We start from the raw sequence: 19,284 nt of genomic DNA, 5'->3' as shown, positions 1-19,284 counted from the left end.
ATTCGGGAGCAACAATGCTGGTCTGCCCGGGAATAATTACTGAATCTTAATGGTGAAATTATTAAAACGTATTGTGATGACAATTATCTTTCTTGCTCTATTTCTGGTTTTGGCTACCTGGCTTTTTATGCAACATCCGAAATTCGGAAAAGCACCTGAAGGGGCACGTCTGGAACGGATGGAACAATCACCCAACTTTCGGGAAGGAAGTTTTCAGAATTTAAGTGAAACACCGCAATTGGCTGAAGATGCCTCTATGGCCGGGGTGATGTTCAAATTTCTCTTTGAGAAGAAAGATGGTGTTAAGCCTGCAGATACTTTGAAATTCTCTAAAACCGACCTGAAGACGCTTGATAAAGCAGATGAGGTTTATATATGGATGGGGCACTCCTCGTATTTCATTCAAACCGGAGGAAAGAGATTTCTGGTGGATCCGGTACTGAGCGGAGCTGCGAGTCCGTTGAGTTTTACTACCCGTGCTTTTCCAGGCAGTGATGTGTACAAGGCTGAAGATATTCCGGAAATAGATTACCTGGTTATTTCTCATGATCACTGGGATCACCTCGATTATGAAACGGTAACGGCACTGCGATCTCGAATCAAGCATGTCATTGCCCCATTGGGGGTAGGGGCACATCTGGAACACTGGGACTTTAATCCGGACACTATTACGGAACTGGACTGGTATGAAAGTGTGAGCTTCGATAATTTCGTCACCTTCAATGCGGAACCCGCGAGACATTTTTCCGGTCGTGGATTTAAAAGAAACGGAACCTTATGGGCGAGTTACTTACTGGAAATCGGAGGACAGAAGATTTATATAGGAGGAGATTCAGGTTATGATGATCATTTTAAAGTGATAGGTAAGAAGTATGGCAGCATTGACCTTGCGATATTGGAAACGGGGCAGTATAACAGTGCCTGGAAATACATTCATATGATTCCTGGAGAACAGATTCAAGCTTTAAAGGATCTGAATGCTAAAAGATATATCCCGGTTCATAATTCAAAGTTCGCTCTTGCCATGCATACCTGGAAGGAGCCCATTGAGGCTGTGGTCAAGGCAAATGACGGAAGCATTCGTATAATCACACCGGAGATCGGTGAGAAAGTTTTCTGGGAGAACGATTCCATTCAATATGATGCCTGGTGGAAAGAATTTAATTGATCAATAAAGTCCTTGGGTCTGTTTAAGCCATTCACGGGCAATCAGTTCATGTCCGGCAGGCATGGGATGTATGCCATCCCAGATCCAGTATTTTGCAGGAGCTAGTTTTAAATGATCATTAAAAGGTTTTTGAAGAGCGACAAAATGGGCTTTATAAGTTGCGGCAAGTTCCCGAACCAATTCCTGAAGTTTACCGACTTTGCTTTCCCAATTGGCAGGGTCCTTTTCTACATGACCAACCCTGAGTGTGAAAGGTTCACATAAGACTATTTTTACGTTCGGATTATTTTCCCTGCTTTTTTCTATAAGTTCGGAGTATGATTCCATTAAGGCTTTGTAGTCAATTGTTTTTTGGTCATAAATATCGTAAAAGATATCATTGACCCCTGCGAGAATGCTGATCAGATCAGGATTGAGTTTTAAGGTGTCTTCCTGCCAGCGATCGTTAAGATCCTTCACTGTATTTCCACTGATACCACGGTTGTAAAACATATATTGTTTATCAGGAAAGTCATACCAGAGTCTGCTGGCAATAAGATAGGCATATCCATGGCCCATAACATGATTCCAGTCGTCATTTCTACTGCGATTCCCATCGGTGATCGAATCTCCTTGAAAAAGGATCTTCATACCCGGATCCAGAGTTGGAGTAGTCGGTACTTCTGATTTTAATTCTTGAGCAATTATATTTGGCACAGTTCCTAAGGCTATACCGGCCAAACCCATTTTCCTAAAAAATTCTCTGCGTTTGTGTTTCATAGAACTAGTTTACGATTTCTATAAAGAATAATCAATGAATAGCGCTGAATTCTTACCTGGACTGAATCCTTCAGGAAGAAACTGTTAGGATGGAAACTGGAATTTTAGTAATAAAATTCGCATATTTGTATTCGAAATGAAAATTTTTCAAAAATATACGTCACCAGGGCTACCATGCAGTAGCATTAAAAACCGTGATTTAGGAGGACTAAATTCAAGGAATGGGCGAATATTTTCTATTTTAAAGGCTAAAATGTGATAACATATATCATTTGAAGATACTTTAAAAAACGCCCGATATCTCTCGGGCGTTTTTTTTTGAAAATTTTTTTAACTGATGAATAAACTAAAAACAACATGTGAGTTTTAGAAAATATTTGAGAATGAAATACTTAGCGATATCATTGTATCCGCCGTATTGGGGGACAGGGAAACATATGTTTAATTTTATCTATAAGTAATTGAAAATCAAATAATTAAAACCTATTTTTATTTGGATATTTAAAATTTCAAGTTCATATTTGCACCGTCGTTCAATACAGACAAAATATTAGAATATCAGAATAATTTAAAATTACGAAGCCATGCTATCTTATTGCAGTGATTCCAGAAAAACGCAGATTGTAAGACAATCTCGTTTTGGGCTTCGGTTCTTTCCACACCAGTAGATAACTGAGTACAAAGATCCGGGGCATACCATAGAAATGTAACGGATCGAAAACTAAAATTTCAGTTTTTAATCTATCAATCTTTATAAATCAAGGATTCGGAAAAATTTTAATCCGAACCGAATATTATTACCGTTATGGAAAGAATAACATACAATCCACATTTATATAAAGCTTTCGATGCCTACCCATATGAAATATCGGAGACCATGGAAGCCTTGCAATTTGCGATGTCTTATGATGATCTGAATGTTCAGGTTTGGTGTATGCTTGGCAGAGTACATATGGAACAATTTCAGGATTATGAAGCAGCCAAAAGTTGTTTCGAACAGGCGATGAGCATCGATATCGAATGGCCCGGGATTTATCCGTTGTTTATCACAGTTCTTTTTAGAACTCAGGATTTCGATGCAGCGGAAAAACTGATCTGTTTTGCGGACAGTATACAGAAGGTGCACAAAGGAGTACTTGCTTTTTATGAGGGAAGGTTAAGGGAGTACAAGGGGCAGTACAAAGAGGCTATGCGTTCGTATAAAAGGGCTGGTAAATACTATACCGATAAGAATACATTAACTGAACTTGAGGATGAGATCCAAAAAGTGAAGAAGAGAATCGGTAAGCAAGAGGGCAAGAAAAAGAAAAAAGCGAAAGCCAAGAAATAAGTGTTCCTGAAAGGAGGGATACAAACCTCCGGTAGGTTTTGGTGGCATTCATCGATACCGGAGGTTAAGGATTTCGATCAGGCCGGGTCTGATGTTTCCAATAGCATCGATGTGCAGAGACTTACCCTTGGGTATCAGTAATCTGTATACAGCCCGATTGAAGGTTTGGGACCTTGACCATATAATGGTTCTCGAGTACGTGTTGCGGGTTCGAATCCCGTCTTCCTGATCAAAGGAAGTTAGTTCAATTGGTAGAACAGTATCGCATGGCTTAAGTCGCCATTTTTATGCACGGACTGAAAGGTTTGTTTGAAGTTCGATCATCTTTAAAATGATCACGGTCGCAAGGCTAAAGTGCTATCAATACCGGTAATCCGTCATTTGTTGCTTACAAAGTAAATCTGACCGCTCACTGGTCTCTTTAGATCCGAAGGTAGGAGAAGTGGGTTTAGACAGTTAGCCGTTCAGAATCGTTTTTCAGCATTGAAACAGGATTAAGGAATAGTGCCCACTGTCTTAAACATACTTTAAAATACTAAGGAAAAGCTGATGATCCTGATTGTTCAGATGGAATGCCGGTAATTGCATAGCTGAAACCTATAAGCTTTTAGGGGCATTACAATGAAAATGACCGAAAGTTTAGAATTGGAAATTTATTAGTAAACCAATTAAATATATAAAATGAAACATGTAAAAATTAGAGACGGTCAGGTCGGACTAGTCATAAAAAGAGGAAATTATAGCAGGGTATTAACTTCCGGTAACTATTGGTTGGGTTTTGGAGAACAGGTGATCAATTATGATTTGACAAGGCCATTCGAATCTCAGATACCCGCAGAAATATTACTGCAGGATAAAGAGCTTACGGCAATGCTTCATGTTATTGCTGTTAGGGATGATCAGATTGTAATTGTTCTGGAGAAGGGTATACTGAAAAAAGTATTGACCGCAGGGAATTATTACTACTGGAATGTACTCGTCGATTACAGGTTTGAATACATTGATCTCGAAGATAATGAAGTGGATGAAAGGATCAACAAATCCTGGTATGATAATCCTATACTGGCATCATATCTACGATCATATGGGGTAGATGCATATTCTAAAGGGTTATTGTATATCGATGGGGTATATCAAAGAACTCTGGGTACGGGAATTTACCGATACTGGAAGAACCAATCCAAAATTGAAATTCTTTTAGCAGATATGAGACAACTGCAACTTGAGATCTCCGGTCAGGAATTATTGACCAAGGATAAGGCTGCGGTCAGAATCAATGCTGATATTGTTTACAGGGTTTTTGATATCGAAAAAGCCTTGATTGAAAACCGGGATTATCAAAAGCAATTGTATGTGGCAGCACAGATGATGCTAAGGACATATGTCGGTGAGTATACACTTGATGATCTGTTAGGTGATAAGAAGGGGCTGGCAACATCGGTATTCAATAGCATGAAAACAGATGTGGAGGCCTTGGGAGTCAAAGTTTTAAAATTCGGTATCCGGGATATAATCTTACCCGGTGAGATGAGGGATATCATGAACCAGGTTCTGGTAGCTCAGAAAAGAGCTCAGGCCAACATTATCACAAGAAGAGAGGAGGCAGCAGCGACCAGAAATTTATTGAATTCTGCTAAATTGATGGAAGAAAGTGCAATGCTTTATAAACTCAAGGAAATGGAGTATGTTGAGAAGATTGCAGATAAAATCGGAGAAATTACTGTGGCTGGTAACGGAAATATGATCGGCCAGTTGAAAGAGATATTTGCCGTTAATAAATAGGAAGAACGCGTCAACGAATGTCGGCGCGTTCTTTTCTCTTACAAGCAATACTGCTCATAAGAAACGGAAAATTACCTTAAAATATTTCTTTAAAATCTTTCGGGTTATTTCAAATTCTTTAAGAGATGCTGACGCGCTCTATATAAGGAAACAAATGCGATCAAACTCCAGATCACATTGGTAACAAATGACGGCATGGCCTTATAGTATAAACAATTTACGGCGATCAGTATTCCGCCCATCAGGTTCAGATAGCGGTTTACGACACTAAAATCTTTCGATTTTGAAAGGGTCAGTGCATATGAAAGCAGCACCATAAATGACCCGAGCCATCCTGATAGATCCAATAATATCTTCATCAATCCTTTCGATAAACTTAATTTTTTAAATTGTCTTCCATTCTTCTGTTGAATTCCCGGGATGACATATTGCTTTCCAGGACTTTCATTTGTTGCAGGAGTGAATCATCAAACTCCAGCATTTGCTCCAGTGCCAGATTTCCTGCTGCCCAGTATGTTTCCAACAACGGCATTTTCGATCGGGCCTTTTCGGAGAGTTCAAGCTGAAATTTACGCTTGTCTGTTTTATCCCTGATCGATTTTATATAACCATGGGCTTTCATCTTGTCGATGAGCTTCACAATAGCCGGATGCGTGAAATGCAGGTATGTTGCGATCTCGGTTATCGTAAGCCTTTCGTGTTTTTTTAAAAGCTCGAATATGGGATGCCAGTTCGGTTCGATATCCAGATCATGATCGCGGTAAAATTGCTTGGTCTGATAGATGAAAAGGTCGCTCAGCCTTTTCAATCTTCCGGTCAGACCCGGATACTCCATTTCATATAAAAAATCGTTTTCCATCGTTAAGATACGTTACCGGTTACGCAAATGTAATACAAATTACGTAACTGGTTACATAAATTAAAGATTAAGAATGAAGAATTGAGAATTATTAATTTAGAATGAAGAAATGGAGCTAACTATTTTCCATAATTCATAATCCTTAATTAATTGGTTTCCATTGCTCCAGCAGACCATAAGATTTTAATCGGACACCAAAGAATTATGAGTTGTATCACAGTAAATCCTTTAAAATTCACCAATGAAAGTAGTTCATTTAAGGATTCAGGATGTGATAAAATCCATAAAATGATTTTTTAGTTTAAAAGAAAGATTTACCTTGCTTTTCAGATTGACCAACCTACTTATTATGTTTTTAGCACCATTTTCGTTCGACGGTCGCATCAGACGACTTGAATTTGGATTGAGCCTTATTATTGCAATTGCAGCCGATAGTATTATTTTCGCGTTTGAAAATACCCTGGACCAGATACCAGCGCTATTCTATTTGATGGGTGCTATAGTTACTTGGTTTATGATAGCTCAGGGAACAAAGCGATGTCATGATCTGGGAGAATCTGGATTTAATCAATTTATACCATTCTATATTTTAGTGCAGTTATTTAGTGAAGGGTCAGGGTTAGAAAATCGTTACGGTACTAATCCTAAAGCGATTGATCCTTATACGAATAACACAGAGGTTTTGACTTTTCAAAAATTATTCTGTCTCACTCAGCATAATGTATCCCGACTCATTTTGATGAGTACTCCTTTATTATCGAGTGTACTTGTGGTTGTATTGATAGCCCATATTTTCGCCTATTCAATACCGTTAGTTTTAGCTGTACTTTTTTTGACCCCGTTAGTATTCTATTTTTTATATCTCTGGATAAGTTTTTCAGGTTATGCCATTCCGGATTCCTTCAAAAGATTCCGAGAACGTATGCTGTTTTCAACCTTTTACTGGATACTGTGTACTATGTATTTTAAGCAATTTGGAGGGCTGCCTTTTGAGATTTTTCCACTTGATCTCATTTATATTCTGGTGATCAGCATCCTTTGCTATCCTTTTGAAAGTACCTATGTTTTAATTTCTAAAAAACAACCGGTATCCTATGAAAACTAAACACCATCTTATTACTTCCGGAATTTTACTGATCCTAATACTTGGTTTTGGTGTTACCCACAATGAAAGGAAATCAACGATAGTCAAACCGAATCTAACCTGGTCAGAAAGATCACTATCCTGGGATGATTTTACAGAGGTTTCTTATTTGGAAGACGAATACGTGGCAACCATCTATTCCGGAATATCGTGTCCGCGACTAATCACAGATACCAATAACCGGGTCTTTGCTTATATGGATCCGAATCAATCGGAAAAATTGAAGGATGAATACGATTCCTATAATGTACTCACCCACGAACAATATCATTTCAATATAACGGAATATTGTGCGCGACTTTTGAGAAGAGATATTGTAACATTGGGAATGAATGGACTAAACTATGCGGTAATGGATTCCCTGAGACTCAAATACAATACCTTGCGGGATAGTTTGCAGAATCAGTATGACACTGAAGCCGACCATAATGCCGATACACCAAAACAAAGGTTTTGGGAATTACAGATCGATGACTGGCTACGCCAGACTGCCTATTATGGGGATGAGAACATTCAGCATTACCGTCGTTATTCGAGTAATAGCTCGAAGTATTACAGAAAGATCTACGTTACCCATGATGGAACGATACTATATTCTTATCCAGCCGATGATTACGATTTTGAAAATAATGAAGTTTATGAGATTCATAACGCAAGTGCCTGGGTCAAAGAAATAAGGTTTTATAAGAACGGAACCTTGGTTAACGGAGGATATTTCGAAACTGCCATCACCCGTATCATTAAAAACAGAGATGGTGAAATCGAATTCAGGCTTTTAAACAGTGATGGCACCTTCAATACGAAACTTAAAAACTACCGACACAGATCTGTAAAAACAAGTGATGATGAACGGTTGATCGAGTTTTTGGATGCTAAGGATCAAAAAGTGTCCCCTTTCAATTATAGTCAGATCAAATGGGTTTACAATGCCGTCGATTCTACTTATGTCAGTTCATATCTTGATAAAAAAGGCAAATCGGTAGCTGATGAGCATGGAATTTTTCATAGTCGTATAAAACTCGACGGAAGCGGACATACCATAAGCGTGGAAAATCTGGATCATAAGCTGCAGCTGGTTCTGGATAAAGACCTCATAGGCCGGTCTGAATTTGAATATAACATGCAACATCGAAAGATCGCTTACCGTATGTATGATGACCAGGGCAGGCCTGCCAAATATTTATCAGATTTCAATCTGAAATATGAATATGATGAACGAGGGAATGTAATTCAGGTTAGCTCTCTGGATGAAGACGGGCAGCTTACTTATGATGATAACGGAGCATCCATATATGAATATCGTTATGACCGTAATGATCGTGAAATAAGCGAGAAGCGATTCAATGTAAACCATGAGCCCATTATTGCCAACGACGATATCTTCGAAAGAGTTACAGCGTATGATGATCTGGGAAGGAAGCGATATGAGGCTACTTATTATCCGGGATATGTTCTCAGGTATGATGATTATAAATGGGGAGGTACCCGTTATGAATATATGGGTGATAGCATTGTTCGTCAATTAAATCTCGATGCCTATGGGAATATTATAGAGAATACTAATAATGTGGCCATCATCGAATCTAAAAAGGACGCTTCGGGAAATTTATTAATGGAGCGTTATTTCGGAGCGGACGAAAATCCGGCAAAAACCCCGGATGGAATCTGTACATATACTTTTAATCGTAATGCTGAAGGGTATGCCAGGGAGAAAAGATCACTGGATTCCCTGGGAATCAATATTGCCAACGTTGATGGTGTAGCCCGTTATGAATACGATTTTGATGATCATGGAAATGTCATCCAGCAAACAGAATACACTGCGACGGAAGAGGAAGGCATAAAAAGCATAATTAAATTTAAATATGATAGTCGTGACCGCTTGATTGAGTCCCGTATTTTTAATGGTACAGGGGAACCAATCCTGGCCGAGGGAGTTCATATGACCCGAAAATCTTACGATAAATGGGGAAATGAAACGATTCTTCAAAAGTATGGTATCGATTCAAAATTGATTGAGGGTGCCTGTACCAGCAAGAAATATTATAACGCATACGGCTCATTACTGAAGATCGCATTTTTTGATAAGCATGGCAGACGGGCAAGAGAAGCAACCGGGATCAGTGCAGAGGTTAAGACCTATAATGAGCGTGGCTGGTTAACTTCACTCCGGTTTCTGGATGAAGATGATAGTACTGTTGATAATTATGCTGGAATCTCCTTTACAAAAATCGAATTAAATGAACTCGGGCATACCCTGACCTATGCATATTTTGATAAGGACGGTGTTCCTGTGATCGGTGATTACGGATATCATAAGATACGTTATACCTGGGAGCCGGTGGGTGAGATCAGTCGGTCTGAAACCTATGGTGCAGATTTGAAGCTTATGAATGATACCTACGGAACTGCCATTTATGATTATGAACTGTTCAACTCCGGAATTGTTGGTAAGATCAGCCGGTATAATGAAAATAATGAGTTGGCAGAGAACAGTGACGGAGTTGCTATCTCTGTTTATGAAGATTCCATGAATGGTTTATATTTTTTACTGGAGCAAAGGAACGCTGCCGGTGAGACCATTGAAGAGCCTGAAGAAGATGAAACTACCGTTAATAATGGTCAGGAAGAGACCTCGGAAATGATGGAAGAAGAGATCTGAATGGTAACTAACCAATGTTAGTGAGTCCTTTTTCAATAATTTCACGTACCCTGATTTTCAAACTTTCCGGTTCGAGGATGGTGGCGTAGTCGCAGAACATCAGGTACCATCTCGAAAAGCTGTTGTGAATATCGCGGGTCATAAAAGTCATTTCAACCGTATTGCCTTCAGCTTGCTGGGAAACGAAACCATAATAATTCTTTCCACTGTTTATATAAGGGATCACATGTTTATCTACAGCGATCCTGACTTTTATCTTCGGACAGGAATCGGTGTCCTTTCGATATTCATCTAAACTTCCATGATCCAGGGTAAAGTCTAAGTTAGTACGTTTAATATCCACGATCCTGTCGGTGCGAAACTGTCGATAATCTTTTCTAAAATGGCAATAAGCCATGATATACCAGAATCCATTTTCATGAAAGAGTCCTACCGGTTCGATGTTTCTTTCCGTAGTTTCGTCACTACGGGAAGCGTGATAACTAAGAAAAACCTGATTCTTTTCAGCAATACTTTCAAAAATGATCTGTAATGCGTCGGGTATCTCCGTATTGAAAAGATCTGCAGAAGGATCGACTACGATTTGAGATTCAAGTGCTTCCACCCAGTCTTTTTCTCTCCCTCTTAGCACCGATTTGATCTTGAACATGGCTGATTCATGATAACTTCCCAGGGTCTTATCCAGAAATTTTTGCATGAACTTCTCAGCAGCGACAAAACTACCTGCTTCTTCACGGGTGAACATGACCGGAGGAAGGCGGTAACCTTCCATGATCGAATACCCTACACCTGCTTCACTTACAATGGGGATGCCCGAGGTCTCCAGGGTTCTGACGTCCCGATAGATGGTGCGCAGACTTACTTCAAAACGATCGGCTAGTTCCTGGGCTTTTACGATTCGCTTTGATTGTAACTGGACCAGAATCGCAATGATCCTGTCGAAACGTTTAACAGTGTCTGTACTCATAATGTTATGCAAGATACAGAGGATTCAGGATACTTGGGGAAATAATGCTTTGGATTAAGAATTATGTTTTAGTGTTGGTTGGTTAAGGGATTTAGGTGTCCTTTAAATGATATGGATAGGGAAAAGGATTGTATCTTAAGGCTTGATGAGTATTTGATTAGGGAAAGGGAGAATTTAATTGAATACCAATGTTTTAAATTAAAAAAAGACTACTGACAAACCGTTGTCACAGGCCTCCTTTAAATTTGTTTCATAATCAAAAAATAAGAAAATGGATACATTAGTAAACAAGCAAGAATCTATGTCACAAGTCATTACATCAGAGGAGCTTTTAGCTCATTTTCAAGGCCACCGAAACCTGACCCGCAGAGTGATCGAAAAATTTCCTGAGGAGGATTTTTTCAATTTTACGATCGGAGGTATGCGACCTTTTTCAGCGATGGTGCTGGAGTTACTGGCAATAGCCGGACCCGGTGTCAGGGAGATCGCTACAGGACAGGTCCAGGCCTTTGATGAAAATCGGGATCTGGGAAATAAGAAAGAGGCATATCTGAAACTATGGGATGAGACTACAGAGACCATCAATACGTATTGGCAACAGATCAAACCGGAACAATTTCAGGAGAAGATCAAAATATTCGGACAATACGACGGAACAGTATGGTCTTCGATCTTTTACTTTATCGATAATGAGATTCATCACCGGGGTCAGGGTTTTGTTTACCTCAGGGCTCTGGGAATCGAACCACCGGCATTTTATGAACGTTAACGGTAAAGAAAGTACCGCTGTGATAAAAAAAATCAGGAAGCCTTATTATAGAAGAGCTTCCTGATTGAAATAATTATATTTGAATTATGGCAAAAATACTATAAAATATTTGATTCCCCTTAGATTCTTTCCACGTGGTAAGATGACCAGACCTGTCAGTAATAGTTATATGCTGTAAATGGCTATAAGTCAATTCCTTAATTATTTATTAAATAGTTTAAAATATTCTTTTGAAGATTTAAAAAATCCTAAATTAATAGGTGTTAAAATGAATTTCTGATACCCAAAGCAGAAAATAACCCTATTGGTTCCCATTATTTTTTAAAACTTCAAAAGAATATGTTACTGCATTTTGTACCTGACATAAGAATTATTTCCATACTGCTGATCTTTGTCGGTATGGTGATAGGATGGTCTCAAAATTCAGCCATTACCATAACCGGGAAGGTTATTGACAGTATCTCTGGAGACCCGATTCCTTTTGCCACGATTACGATTAAGAGTACGTTGAATTCACAGGTAATCACCGGTGGAGTAACTGCTGAGTCCGGTGAATTTTCCGTGAGTACGGAAGCTTCGGAAATCTTTATAGAGATAAGTTTTATGGGCTATAGGACCAGGACAATGAATAACCTGCATATTTCCCAGGGTACTAATGACTTTGGAGTTATTCAGCTGCATCCACAATTGGAGTCGCTGGAAGCCGTAGTTGTAGAGGGTGAAGTGTCTACAGTGGAGTTCAAACTCGACCGACGTGTGTTCAATGTGGGGAAGGATATCAGCAGTACAGGAATGGGGGCTCTGGATGTTCTTAATAATGTGCCCTCAGTAACTGTCGATATTGAAGGTCAGGTCAGTTTACGAGGTAACCGTGGCGTGCAGATCCTGATCAATGGTAAGCCATCCGTACTTGCGGATGATTCCGGTAATGCGCTGGGAACTATTACTGCAGATATGATCGAAAGTATCGAAGTGATCACCAATCCATCTGCCAAGTATGAGGCCGGAGGAACCTCCGGGATCATCAATATCATCTTAAAAAAAGAAGAAAAACGAGGATTTAATGGTTCTATATCGGTTAACGGAGGAATTCCGGATAATCACAGTTTAGGAGTTAGCCTCAACAATCGCTCAGAAAAGTTCAACCTTTTTTCCCAGATAGGTGTAGGTTACCGGTCATTGCCAACAGAAAGAGAAAGTTTGAACCGAAATCTTGAATCGCAGACCGCAGTAATAACCGATGGGAAGGAATTCAGAAATGAAACCTTTGTAAATATTACGCTGGGAGCTGATTATTATCTGAACCCAAGAAATATCATTACTCTCTCCGGGAACTTTGCCTTTGAAAAGGAAGATTCTCCTTCGGATTATAAGATCGATTCACAGGACGAAGATTCGAAGCTAACATCTTCCTACAGACGAATAGGGGAGACATCCGCTGATAATCCAAAATATCAGTTTGATCTGCAATACAAAAAACAAATCGGTGATAATGAAGACCATGTGTTATTGGGTAGTGCTACCGGTAACTTTTTCGGGAAGAAGCAGGAATCTACTTTTACCAATCTATTGCTGGCCGGAGAGCTTACCGATACAGACCAAAGAACAGAAACCGATTTTTATCAATCGGATTATACATTTAAACTCGATTATACCAATCCGATCAATGACAATTATACCCTGGAGTCCGGCGGGATGTATGAGATCAATGATGTCGGTAATGATTATATAGTATATAACCGGGAGGATGGATCCTGGATAATCGATGAGGATCTCACCAATGATTTTCGATATAATCAGAAGGTACTGGGACTCTATGCAACTGGTTCCTATGAAGGTGAACACTGGGGAATTAAGTTAGGAATGCGAGTTGAAATTACCAATCTGAATACCTTGTTGGTCAATACACGTGAGACGAACGATCAGAACTATACCAACCTGTTCCCAACCGTTCATTCCTCCTATAAATTATCGGATGATCTTTCGATTCAACTCGGATTCTCCAGACGAATATTCAGACCCAGGCTTTGGGACCTGAATCCCTTTTTCAGTATACAGAATACTTATAATATCAGACGGGGAAATCCCTTTTTACAACCTGAATTCTCAGACTCCTATGAGCTTACCGGAATAGCAGATCTCGATAAACTCTCGTTGAACGCCAGCTTATATTATCTCCATACCACCGATGTTGTGGAGTCGGTTTCCCGATTTGAAGGCAATGTAAATATTACTACTCCCCAGAATATCGGAACACGTGATCAATATGGTTTGGAATTGAATGGGAAGTATGTAGCCGCGAATTGGCTTACCATTACCGGAGATCTGAATTATGGTTATTTTTTTAGAAATGGCTCGTTTGAGGATCAGGACTTTGATTTTAATGGGAATCGCTGGTCTGTCAATTCAACCTTAAAGTTCGGATTGCCGGCAGCTATCGATCTTGAAATAACCGGGAATTATCAGTCGAAATACAAAACGGTACAAGGGGAGATCAGTGGGTTTGCCTTTCTTGATGCTGGGTTGCGTAAGAAGCTTTGGCAGGGAAAAGCGATTATCAATCTGGGGGTAAGGGATCTGTTTGCCTCAAGAATCGAGGAAAACAATATTCGGCAAGCTGACTTTTACCAATATAATCAATCGTTGAGAGGACGCTTTTTAACCCTCGGCTTCAGTTATAGCTTCGGAAAGGGAGAAGCAATGACCTATTCCGGAGGTCGTAGATGATGCTCGTTTTTAATTCCCTCTTTTTAAGGTAATTCTTAAGGTCATTGTCGATATGTCACCAATTTATCAGGGATATTTCGTTAAAATGAAATTAGGTTACATCTTGTTTAAGGATAATCAAGGTGTTATGATAATGGTTGAATTTTTGTAAACCAAAATGTAACTAATCATAACATTTATCCCAATGAGTCCGATTTTAGCCAAGAATATACTATTGATCAGTGGAGCCTTTCATCATGCCAGTTACTGGGAAGATTGGAAAACTTTTTTCAGTGTCAGAGGCTACAAGGTACTGACCCCATCCTGGCCATTCAGAAATGTGGATTCCGAAACCTTGAGAAGCCGACACCCTGATCCTTTAACAGCCTCAGTACGATTGAATACGTTGATCGATTTTTATGGAGGGATCATTGAGGAATTGTCTGAACCACCAATCCTCATCGGTCATTCCCTGGGAGGATTATTGGTTCAGTTATTACAGCAGCGATATACGATAGCTGCCGGTGTGATCATGAATTCCATACCGCCTAAAGGCATTTTTCCTTTAAACTTCACTTATTATGCAACGTTGTTGCGTGCCCGTGGAATTTTCTCTTCGCAGCGAGGATCCTTGCTGATGCCCATCCGTTTATGGCGAAAGGTGATGGTTAACGGACTTTCATCGGATGAACAAAAATCGACCTATGACAAATATGCCGTGCCGGAATCAAATGCCTTGTTGAGCGATATATTTACTGCAAAGGCTCGCATAGATTTCACCAAACCACATGTACCTTTATTATTTATCGCCGGTGGTAAAGATCGATTTGTGCCGGCAGCGGTGAACTATCGGAATTATAAAGGATATACGCACAAGGACTCCGTCACTATCTATAAAGAATATGATGGAAATAATCATTTTTTTCTGCAACAACAGGGGTGGGAAATAAGTGCAGAGTTTATTTATAACTGGCTTAATCAAATTCCCTGAAGGTCTCAAAGGTGAAACACCTTTTTAACTTTGTGGAATTTCAGAATCTGAATTCCATACTGAAGACAAAATGGTACAAAGTGTCTTCTAGTTCACTGTCGATCAGGAATTTTCCTGGAATGATAAAGTTGGTTTCCAATTCAAAACTCAAATGATTATTATATTCATAACTTAGAAAAGAGCCGATTTGATGAGCGATGAATGTGCTGTTACGATTTTCGGTATAGGCCGGCATTAATGCAGCATCATATACCACATCATTTCTTGAATATTTCCAGAACGCATCATAGTCTAATTCAAAGAAAAATTTGGACAAGGTGAAATTTATGTAGGGATGGATATCGATCAGGTTTGCAGGACCGAACCGGGCAACTCTTCCGAAATATGCGCCTCTCGGATACATTGCATCAAATGTATTCTGCAAGTTATCTTTGGGGTCCTTATCTCCACTGATGAGTTCGGTCTTCAAGCCGATCAGGCCTTTTGAACTTATTTTCAGATCACCGAGAAAGGAAAGGGTATAGGCTGAGATAGTTTTATTACCGAACTTGCCGAATTGATAAACGAATTCATGGTTATAGCTGAACTTACCCGAGTTGCCAAAAAAGCGGCTACCGAAAGAATAACGATGTTCATCAGACGTCTCTGCATTATATGTCACTTTGGGATCTTTCTGGTAGAGTCCATAAAAGTCAAAATTCAATGAAGTAGATCGACTATGAGTCAGATAAAGACCTGTCAATAATTCTTCTCCATTCAAACTTTCATTGTCGAATACTCCTTCTTTGGGTTTAACAGGTATACCTGCAAATGCTTTCATCGTTATGCGATCTGTTATAAAGGATAAATCCACCAGATCAAAAGAACGTCTGACATTTGGACCTTCACGCAGATCTACCAATCTGCGGCTTCCCAACATAAGATTTTCACGACCGATAAGCAGGTTCCAGTTTTTAGTTATATGGTATTTGAAGAACAATTGGTTAAAGGCAAGTATATCTTTATCAACAGGTGATAATTCATTTTTATTTAGTACGGTACTGGAATTTAGTTCAGCAAAGACCTCGAACCGGTCGTTTATAACGATTTGGGTATACAGAAGAATCCGGTTCAAATACCATAGGTTGTCCTGCCTGCCTGCCTTTAAAAATTGTTCGTTGATAAAGCTCTCCGCCTGAAACCTGTATCCACCCCCGAAAGTGATAAAGGTTTGATTGTTAAGCGGTATATATTTCAACTTTTCGTAAGGTGATTTTTGTGATTTATCCCTTAGGAATCCTACTTCATTATACTGACTTAGTAACTTGAAGGTGAGTGATTCAGAACGCTGAGCCAGACCAATCGAAATATTTAGAATACAGAACCATATGACTGTCCGGAACTTCATGATTTAATTAAACCCCCGAATCATTAATACTCCGGCTGTGAGTAATACCACGCCTATCAGGCGTTGCCAATTGATCTCCTGCACGGGCAGGCTTAATAGACCATAATGATCGAGAACGAGGGAGATGATCATTTGGCCAGTAACCACCAGTGAGAAGGTGAGTGCGGTTCCAAGTTTTGGTGCCAGTACGATCACGGCCGCTACATAGAAAGCTCCAAGAATCCCGGCAAGCCATACTGTCGGTGAAACCTCACGTACTTGTACCACACTCCCGAAATCAAATTTGATGATAACAAGATAGATTAGCAAGCCTATCGAACCGATGAGGAATGAAGCAAATGCAGCGAAAACAGGTTGATGAACCGATTTGCCCAGTTGAACATTGAGTCCGGCCTGGATGGGAAGAACGGCTCCGGCAAGTACCGCAAACAGTATTAAGATGAGGTTAGCTTTCATACGTATATTTTTTAAAAAGATAATGGTCAACTGAAATCCTTCCCGGACCAGAGAAAAGGATGAAAAGAAAGGCAGTGGAGTACATAAAAGGAACATCCTTGACGAGTAAGGAATCATGCCAATGCACTGCAAAGTATCCGGAGATGGTTACCATAAGAATGGGAATTACCGCCAACCGCGTTAGAAACCCGAAGATCACCATAATCGGGAATAACAGATTCGCCAAAATGGCAAATCCTTGATTGAGGCTTTCCGGCAGGTGATAAGGATTGGGGACAATTTCTGTGGTAGTGATCCCCAATCCGATTTTTTTAAATCCATGTACGATCATAAGTTCGAGAGACACCATAGAACGAAAGGCATATAATAACCAATCCATTCGTTTAACCGGAATATGAGTTTTAGAAAGGAATTGAATCAATTTTTTCATCACGGTTTCATTTTTAGGGTTACAAGGGCTTTATTCAGGATTTTGATATCCTCCATAGAATCGTACCGGAGACCAGGTCGGTATGATCTCTGGTACTTCAGGATCATAATTTTTAAAATCATTTTTGGCAAATACGATTTCTCCGTTAACAACGGTCAGATCTGAAGTAAGATTCTTGATTTTATCCTCAGGGATGGTATAATAGTCTTCTGAAAGCACTGCAAAATCGGCAAGCATACCTTCTTTTATAAGTCCTTTTTCAGTTTCTTCGTTGGAGAACCAAGCACTTCCATGTGTTAAAAACCGTAATGCTTCGGTACGATTTAACGTATTTGAACTTTCATAGATTTTCTGTCCACCAAGGGTTTTTCCTGAAACTGCCCAATACAGCGTTAGCATCGGGTTAAAACTGGAAACTCTTGTACCATCGGTGCCCAGACCCATTGGTATTCCCATTTCGATGATTTTACGAATAGGGGGGGTATGTTTCGCAGCCGTATCGCTATAGCGCTCTGTAAAGTATTCACCTTGAAAGAGCATACGGTCCTGAACAGCAATGCCACCGCCCATTTCTTTGATCCTTCTAAGATTATGATCGTCAATGGTCTCGGCATGATCGATGATCCAGTGAACTTCATTTAAAAAGGGATACCTTTTATCAACCTTAGCAAATACGTCAAGAAATCTCCCAATGGATTCATTATAAGTGGCATGTATACGAAAGGGCCATTTATTTTTGGCAAGAAGTGTAACGATTTCTTCCAGCTCATTTTCCATAGTCGCACCTAGTTCGGGTCGTGGTTCCAGAAAGTTTTCGAAATCTGCCGCCGCCCAGGTAAGGTTCTCTCCGGCACCTTCCAGGGTATACCCGTTCGGTTTGAACAGATCATCGTTTGTACCCGGTTTAGCATTCGTTACGGCAGATTCAAAGAAATTGAATTCAGTCCCTTTATCAACTGCGAACAAGTAGTAGGAGGTACGAACCGTTAGCTTTCCGGCTTTTGCTAACTTGCGGGATACTGCGTAGTTGTTGGGATAGTATTGACCACCACCACCAGCATCTATCGCACTGGTAACGCCCAAACGATTCAATTCTCTGTAATAGTGTATGGTTGAGTTCAATTGTTGCTCTTCTGTAAGTTTCGGTAGTTCCGTCAGTGTTTTATATAATAGCAGTGCGCTGGGTTTAGCGATTAGCAACCCAGTGGGTTTACCATTTTTAATTTCCACTTCTCCTCCCGGAAATTTTGTCTCTGAACTATAGCCTAAAGTTTCTATACCTTTCTGATTCAGGTAGCCCAGCGAATAGAGATAGAGGATGTATACAGGTTTGTCGGGTACTGCTTCATTGATCTCCTCAAGCGTTGGAAGTCTTTTCTCCCTGAACTGATATGCGCCCCAGCCTCCGATAACGCGTATCCACTGGCCTTCCGGGGTTCGTTCAGCTTGTTCTTTTAACATTTGTAATGCGGTCTCGATGGAGGAAACACCATCCCATCGTAGTTCCATATTGTAATTTAATCCGGCTCTTATCAGATGTGTATGGGAGTCATTAAGTCCCGGTATCACTGTTTTTCCATGCACATCGATAACCTGGGTGCTGTCGCCTTTGTATTCGATTACGGATCGGTTGGATCCCACTTTAAGGAATTTACCATCTTTAACGGCAAAGGCTTCTGCGAATTCTTGTGAATCATCCTGACTGACCTTTGCGTTTATAATGATCATATCCGCTGATAATGTTGGCTTTTCTTTGTCATCTTTACATCCGGTGAACCAGATGATCATGATCAATATGAGTGAACTTTTATTGAGTAATGCTTTCATATTTAATATTTTAAAGAGGGAGTCTCAATAATTGGTTGTCATCCCGT

The 19,284-nt window shown here is 39.9% G+C and carries 17 protein-coding genes; 9 read left to right on the top strand and 8 right to left on the bottom strand.

What is annotated here, in order from left to right; all coding sequences use genetic code 11:
* The first annotated feature begins 76 nt into the window (after nucleotides 1-76).
* The gene (locus DMZ48_RS09070; protein WP_143954817.1) at nucleotides 77-1,168 is read left to right on the top strand and encodes an MBL fold metallo-hydrolase; all 1,092 of its coding nucleotides are present in this window, start codon (nucleotides 77-79) and stop codon (nucleotides 1,166-1,168) included.
* Here the strand turns inward: DMZ48_RS09070 and DMZ48_RS09065 are convergent, their stop codons facing one another.
* Entirely contained in the window at nucleotides 1,169-1,927 is a 759-nt protein-coding gene (locus DMZ48_RS09065) for an SGNH/GDSL hydrolase family protein (protein WP_199287962.1), read from the bottom strand.
* 805 nt (nucleotides 1,928-2,732) lie between these two features.
* Here DMZ48_RS09065 and DMZ48_RS09060 point away from each other — a divergent pair.
* From DMZ48_RS09060 to DMZ48_RS09055, 3 genes are all read left to right on the top strand, one after another.
* Nucleotides 2,733-3,257 (top strand): tetratricopeptide repeat protein, encoded by a 525-nt coding sequence (locus DMZ48_RS09060; protein WP_143954816.1) that lies wholly within the window; start codon nucleotides 2,733-2,735, stop codon nucleotides 3,255-3,257.
* Nucleotides 3,258-3,398 (top strand): hypothetical protein, encoded by a 141-nt coding sequence (locus DMZ48_RS18615; RefSeq protein WP_162558695.1) that lies wholly within the window; start codon nucleotides 3,258-3,260, stop codon nucleotides 3,396-3,398.
* Between the two features lie 540 nt (nucleotides 3,399-3,938).
* Nucleotides 3,939-5,039 (top strand): slipin family protein, encoded by a 1,101-nt coding sequence (locus DMZ48_RS09055; protein ID WP_143954815.1) that lies wholly within the window; start codon nucleotides 3,939-3,941, stop codon nucleotides 5,037-5,039.
* A 104-nt stretch (nucleotides 5,040-5,143) separates the two neighbouring features.
* Here the strand turns inward: DMZ48_RS09055 and DMZ48_RS09050 are convergent, their stop codons facing one another.
* Together DMZ48_RS09050 and DMZ48_RS09045 are read right to left on the bottom strand one after the other, a co-directional pair.
* The gene (locus DMZ48_RS09050; protein ID WP_143954814.1) at nucleotides 5,144-5,398 is read right to left on the bottom strand and encodes a CBU_0592 family membrane protein; all 255 of its coding nucleotides are present in this window, start codon (nucleotides 5,396-5,398) and stop codon (nucleotides 5,144-5,146) included.
* Nucleotides 5,399-5,415: 17 nt separating this feature from the next.
* Nucleotides 5,416-5,898: a MarR family winged helix-turn-helix transcriptional regulator gene (locus DMZ48_RS09045; protein WP_143954813.1), complete on the bottom strand. Its 483-nt coding sequence runs from the start codon at nucleotides 5,896-5,898 to the stop codon at nucleotides 5,416-5,418.
* Nucleotides 5,899-6,247: 349 nt separating this feature from the next.
* Between DMZ48_RS09045 and DMZ48_RS09040 the strand changes: the two genes are divergently transcribed.
* Complete coding sequence (locus DMZ48_RS09040; RefSeq protein ID WP_143954812.1) at nucleotides 6,248-7,003, top strand: DUF805 domain-containing protein; 756 nt, start codon at nucleotides 6,248-6,250, stop codon at nucleotides 7,001-7,003.
* Nucleotides 6,993-9,704, top strand: coding sequence for a hypothetical protein (locus DMZ48_RS09035; RefSeq protein WP_143954811.1), 2,712 nt, complete (start codon nucleotides 6,993-6,995; stop codon nucleotides 9,702-9,704). Before DMZ48_RS09040 ends, DMZ48_RS09035 begins: the two co-directional genes overlap by 11 nt.
* Before the next feature lie 7 nt (nucleotides 9,705-9,711).
* On the opposite strand, the gene DMZ48_RS09030 is transcribed toward DMZ48_RS09035, so the two are convergent.
* Nucleotides 9,712-10,671 (bottom strand): helix-turn-helix transcriptional regulator, encoded by a 960-nt coding sequence (locus DMZ48_RS09030; RefSeq protein WP_143954810.1) that lies wholly within the window; start codon nucleotides 10,669-10,671, stop codon nucleotides 9,712-9,714.
* Between the two features lie 271 nt (nucleotides 10,672-10,942).
* On the opposite strand from DMZ48_RS09030, the gene DMZ48_RS09025 reads away from it, so the two are divergent.
* From DMZ48_RS09025 to DMZ48_RS09015, 3 genes are all read left to right on the top strand, one after another.
* Nucleotides 10,943-11,440 (top strand): DinB family protein, encoded by a 498-nt coding sequence (locus DMZ48_RS09025; protein WP_143954809.1) that lies wholly within the window; start codon nucleotides 10,943-10,945, stop codon nucleotides 11,438-11,440.
* A 339-nt stretch (nucleotides 11,441-11,779) separates the two neighbouring features.
* Nucleotides 11,780-14,167, top strand: a complete 2,388-nt coding sequence (locus DMZ48_RS09020) for a TonB-dependent receptor (protein ID WP_143954808.1) — start codon at nucleotides 11,780-11,782, stop codon at nucleotides 14,165-14,167.
* 184 nt (nucleotides 14,168-14,351) lie between these two features.
* Nucleotides 14,352-15,137, top strand: a complete 786-nt coding sequence (locus DMZ48_RS09015; RefSeq protein ID WP_143954807.1) for an alpha/beta hydrolase — start codon at nucleotides 14,352-14,354, stop codon at nucleotides 15,135-15,137.
* Between the two features lie 40 nt (nucleotides 15,138-15,177).
* Here the strand turns inward: DMZ48_RS09015 and DMZ48_RS09010 are convergent, their stop codons facing one another.
* From DMZ48_RS09010 to DMZ48_RS08995, 4 genes are read right to left on the bottom strand one after another with little or no spacing between them, the layout of a single operon-like run.
* Entirely contained in the window at nucleotides 15,178-16,524 is a 1,347-nt protein-coding gene (locus tag DMZ48_RS09010; RefSeq protein WP_143954806.1) for an alginate export family protein, read from the bottom strand.
* A gap of 3 nt (nucleotides 16,525-16,527) precedes the next feature.
* Nucleotides 16,528-16,980 (bottom strand): DMT family transporter, encoded by a 453-nt coding sequence (locus DMZ48_RS09005; RefSeq protein ID WP_143954805.1) that lies wholly within the window; start codon nucleotides 16,978-16,980, stop codon nucleotides 16,528-16,530.
* Complete coding sequence (locus DMZ48_RS09000; protein WP_143954804.1) at nucleotides 16,970-17,410, bottom strand: DoxX family protein; 441 nt, start codon at nucleotides 17,408-17,410, stop codon at nucleotides 16,970-16,972. The genes DMZ48_RS09005 and DMZ48_RS09000 overlap by 11 nt, the downstream gene beginning before the upstream one ends.
* Nucleotides 17,411-17,440: 30 nt before the next feature.
* Nucleotides 17,441-19,237 (bottom strand): amidohydrolase, encoded by a 1,797-nt coding sequence (locus tag DMZ48_RS08995; protein WP_143954803.1) that lies wholly within the window; start codon nucleotides 19,235-19,237, stop codon nucleotides 17,441-17,443.
* Nucleotides 19,238-19,284: the final 47 nt, after the last annotated feature.

Origin of the sequence: Robertkochia solimangrovi, assembly GCF_007279655.1 — a bacterium.
Taxonomy (GTDB): Bacteria; Bacteroidota; Bacteroidia; order Flavobacteriales; family Flavobacteriaceae; genus Robertkochia; species Robertkochia solimangrovi.
The sequence above is the reverse complement of the archived record's forward strand: the minus strand, read 5'-3'. Positions and strand labels throughout refer to the sequence as shown.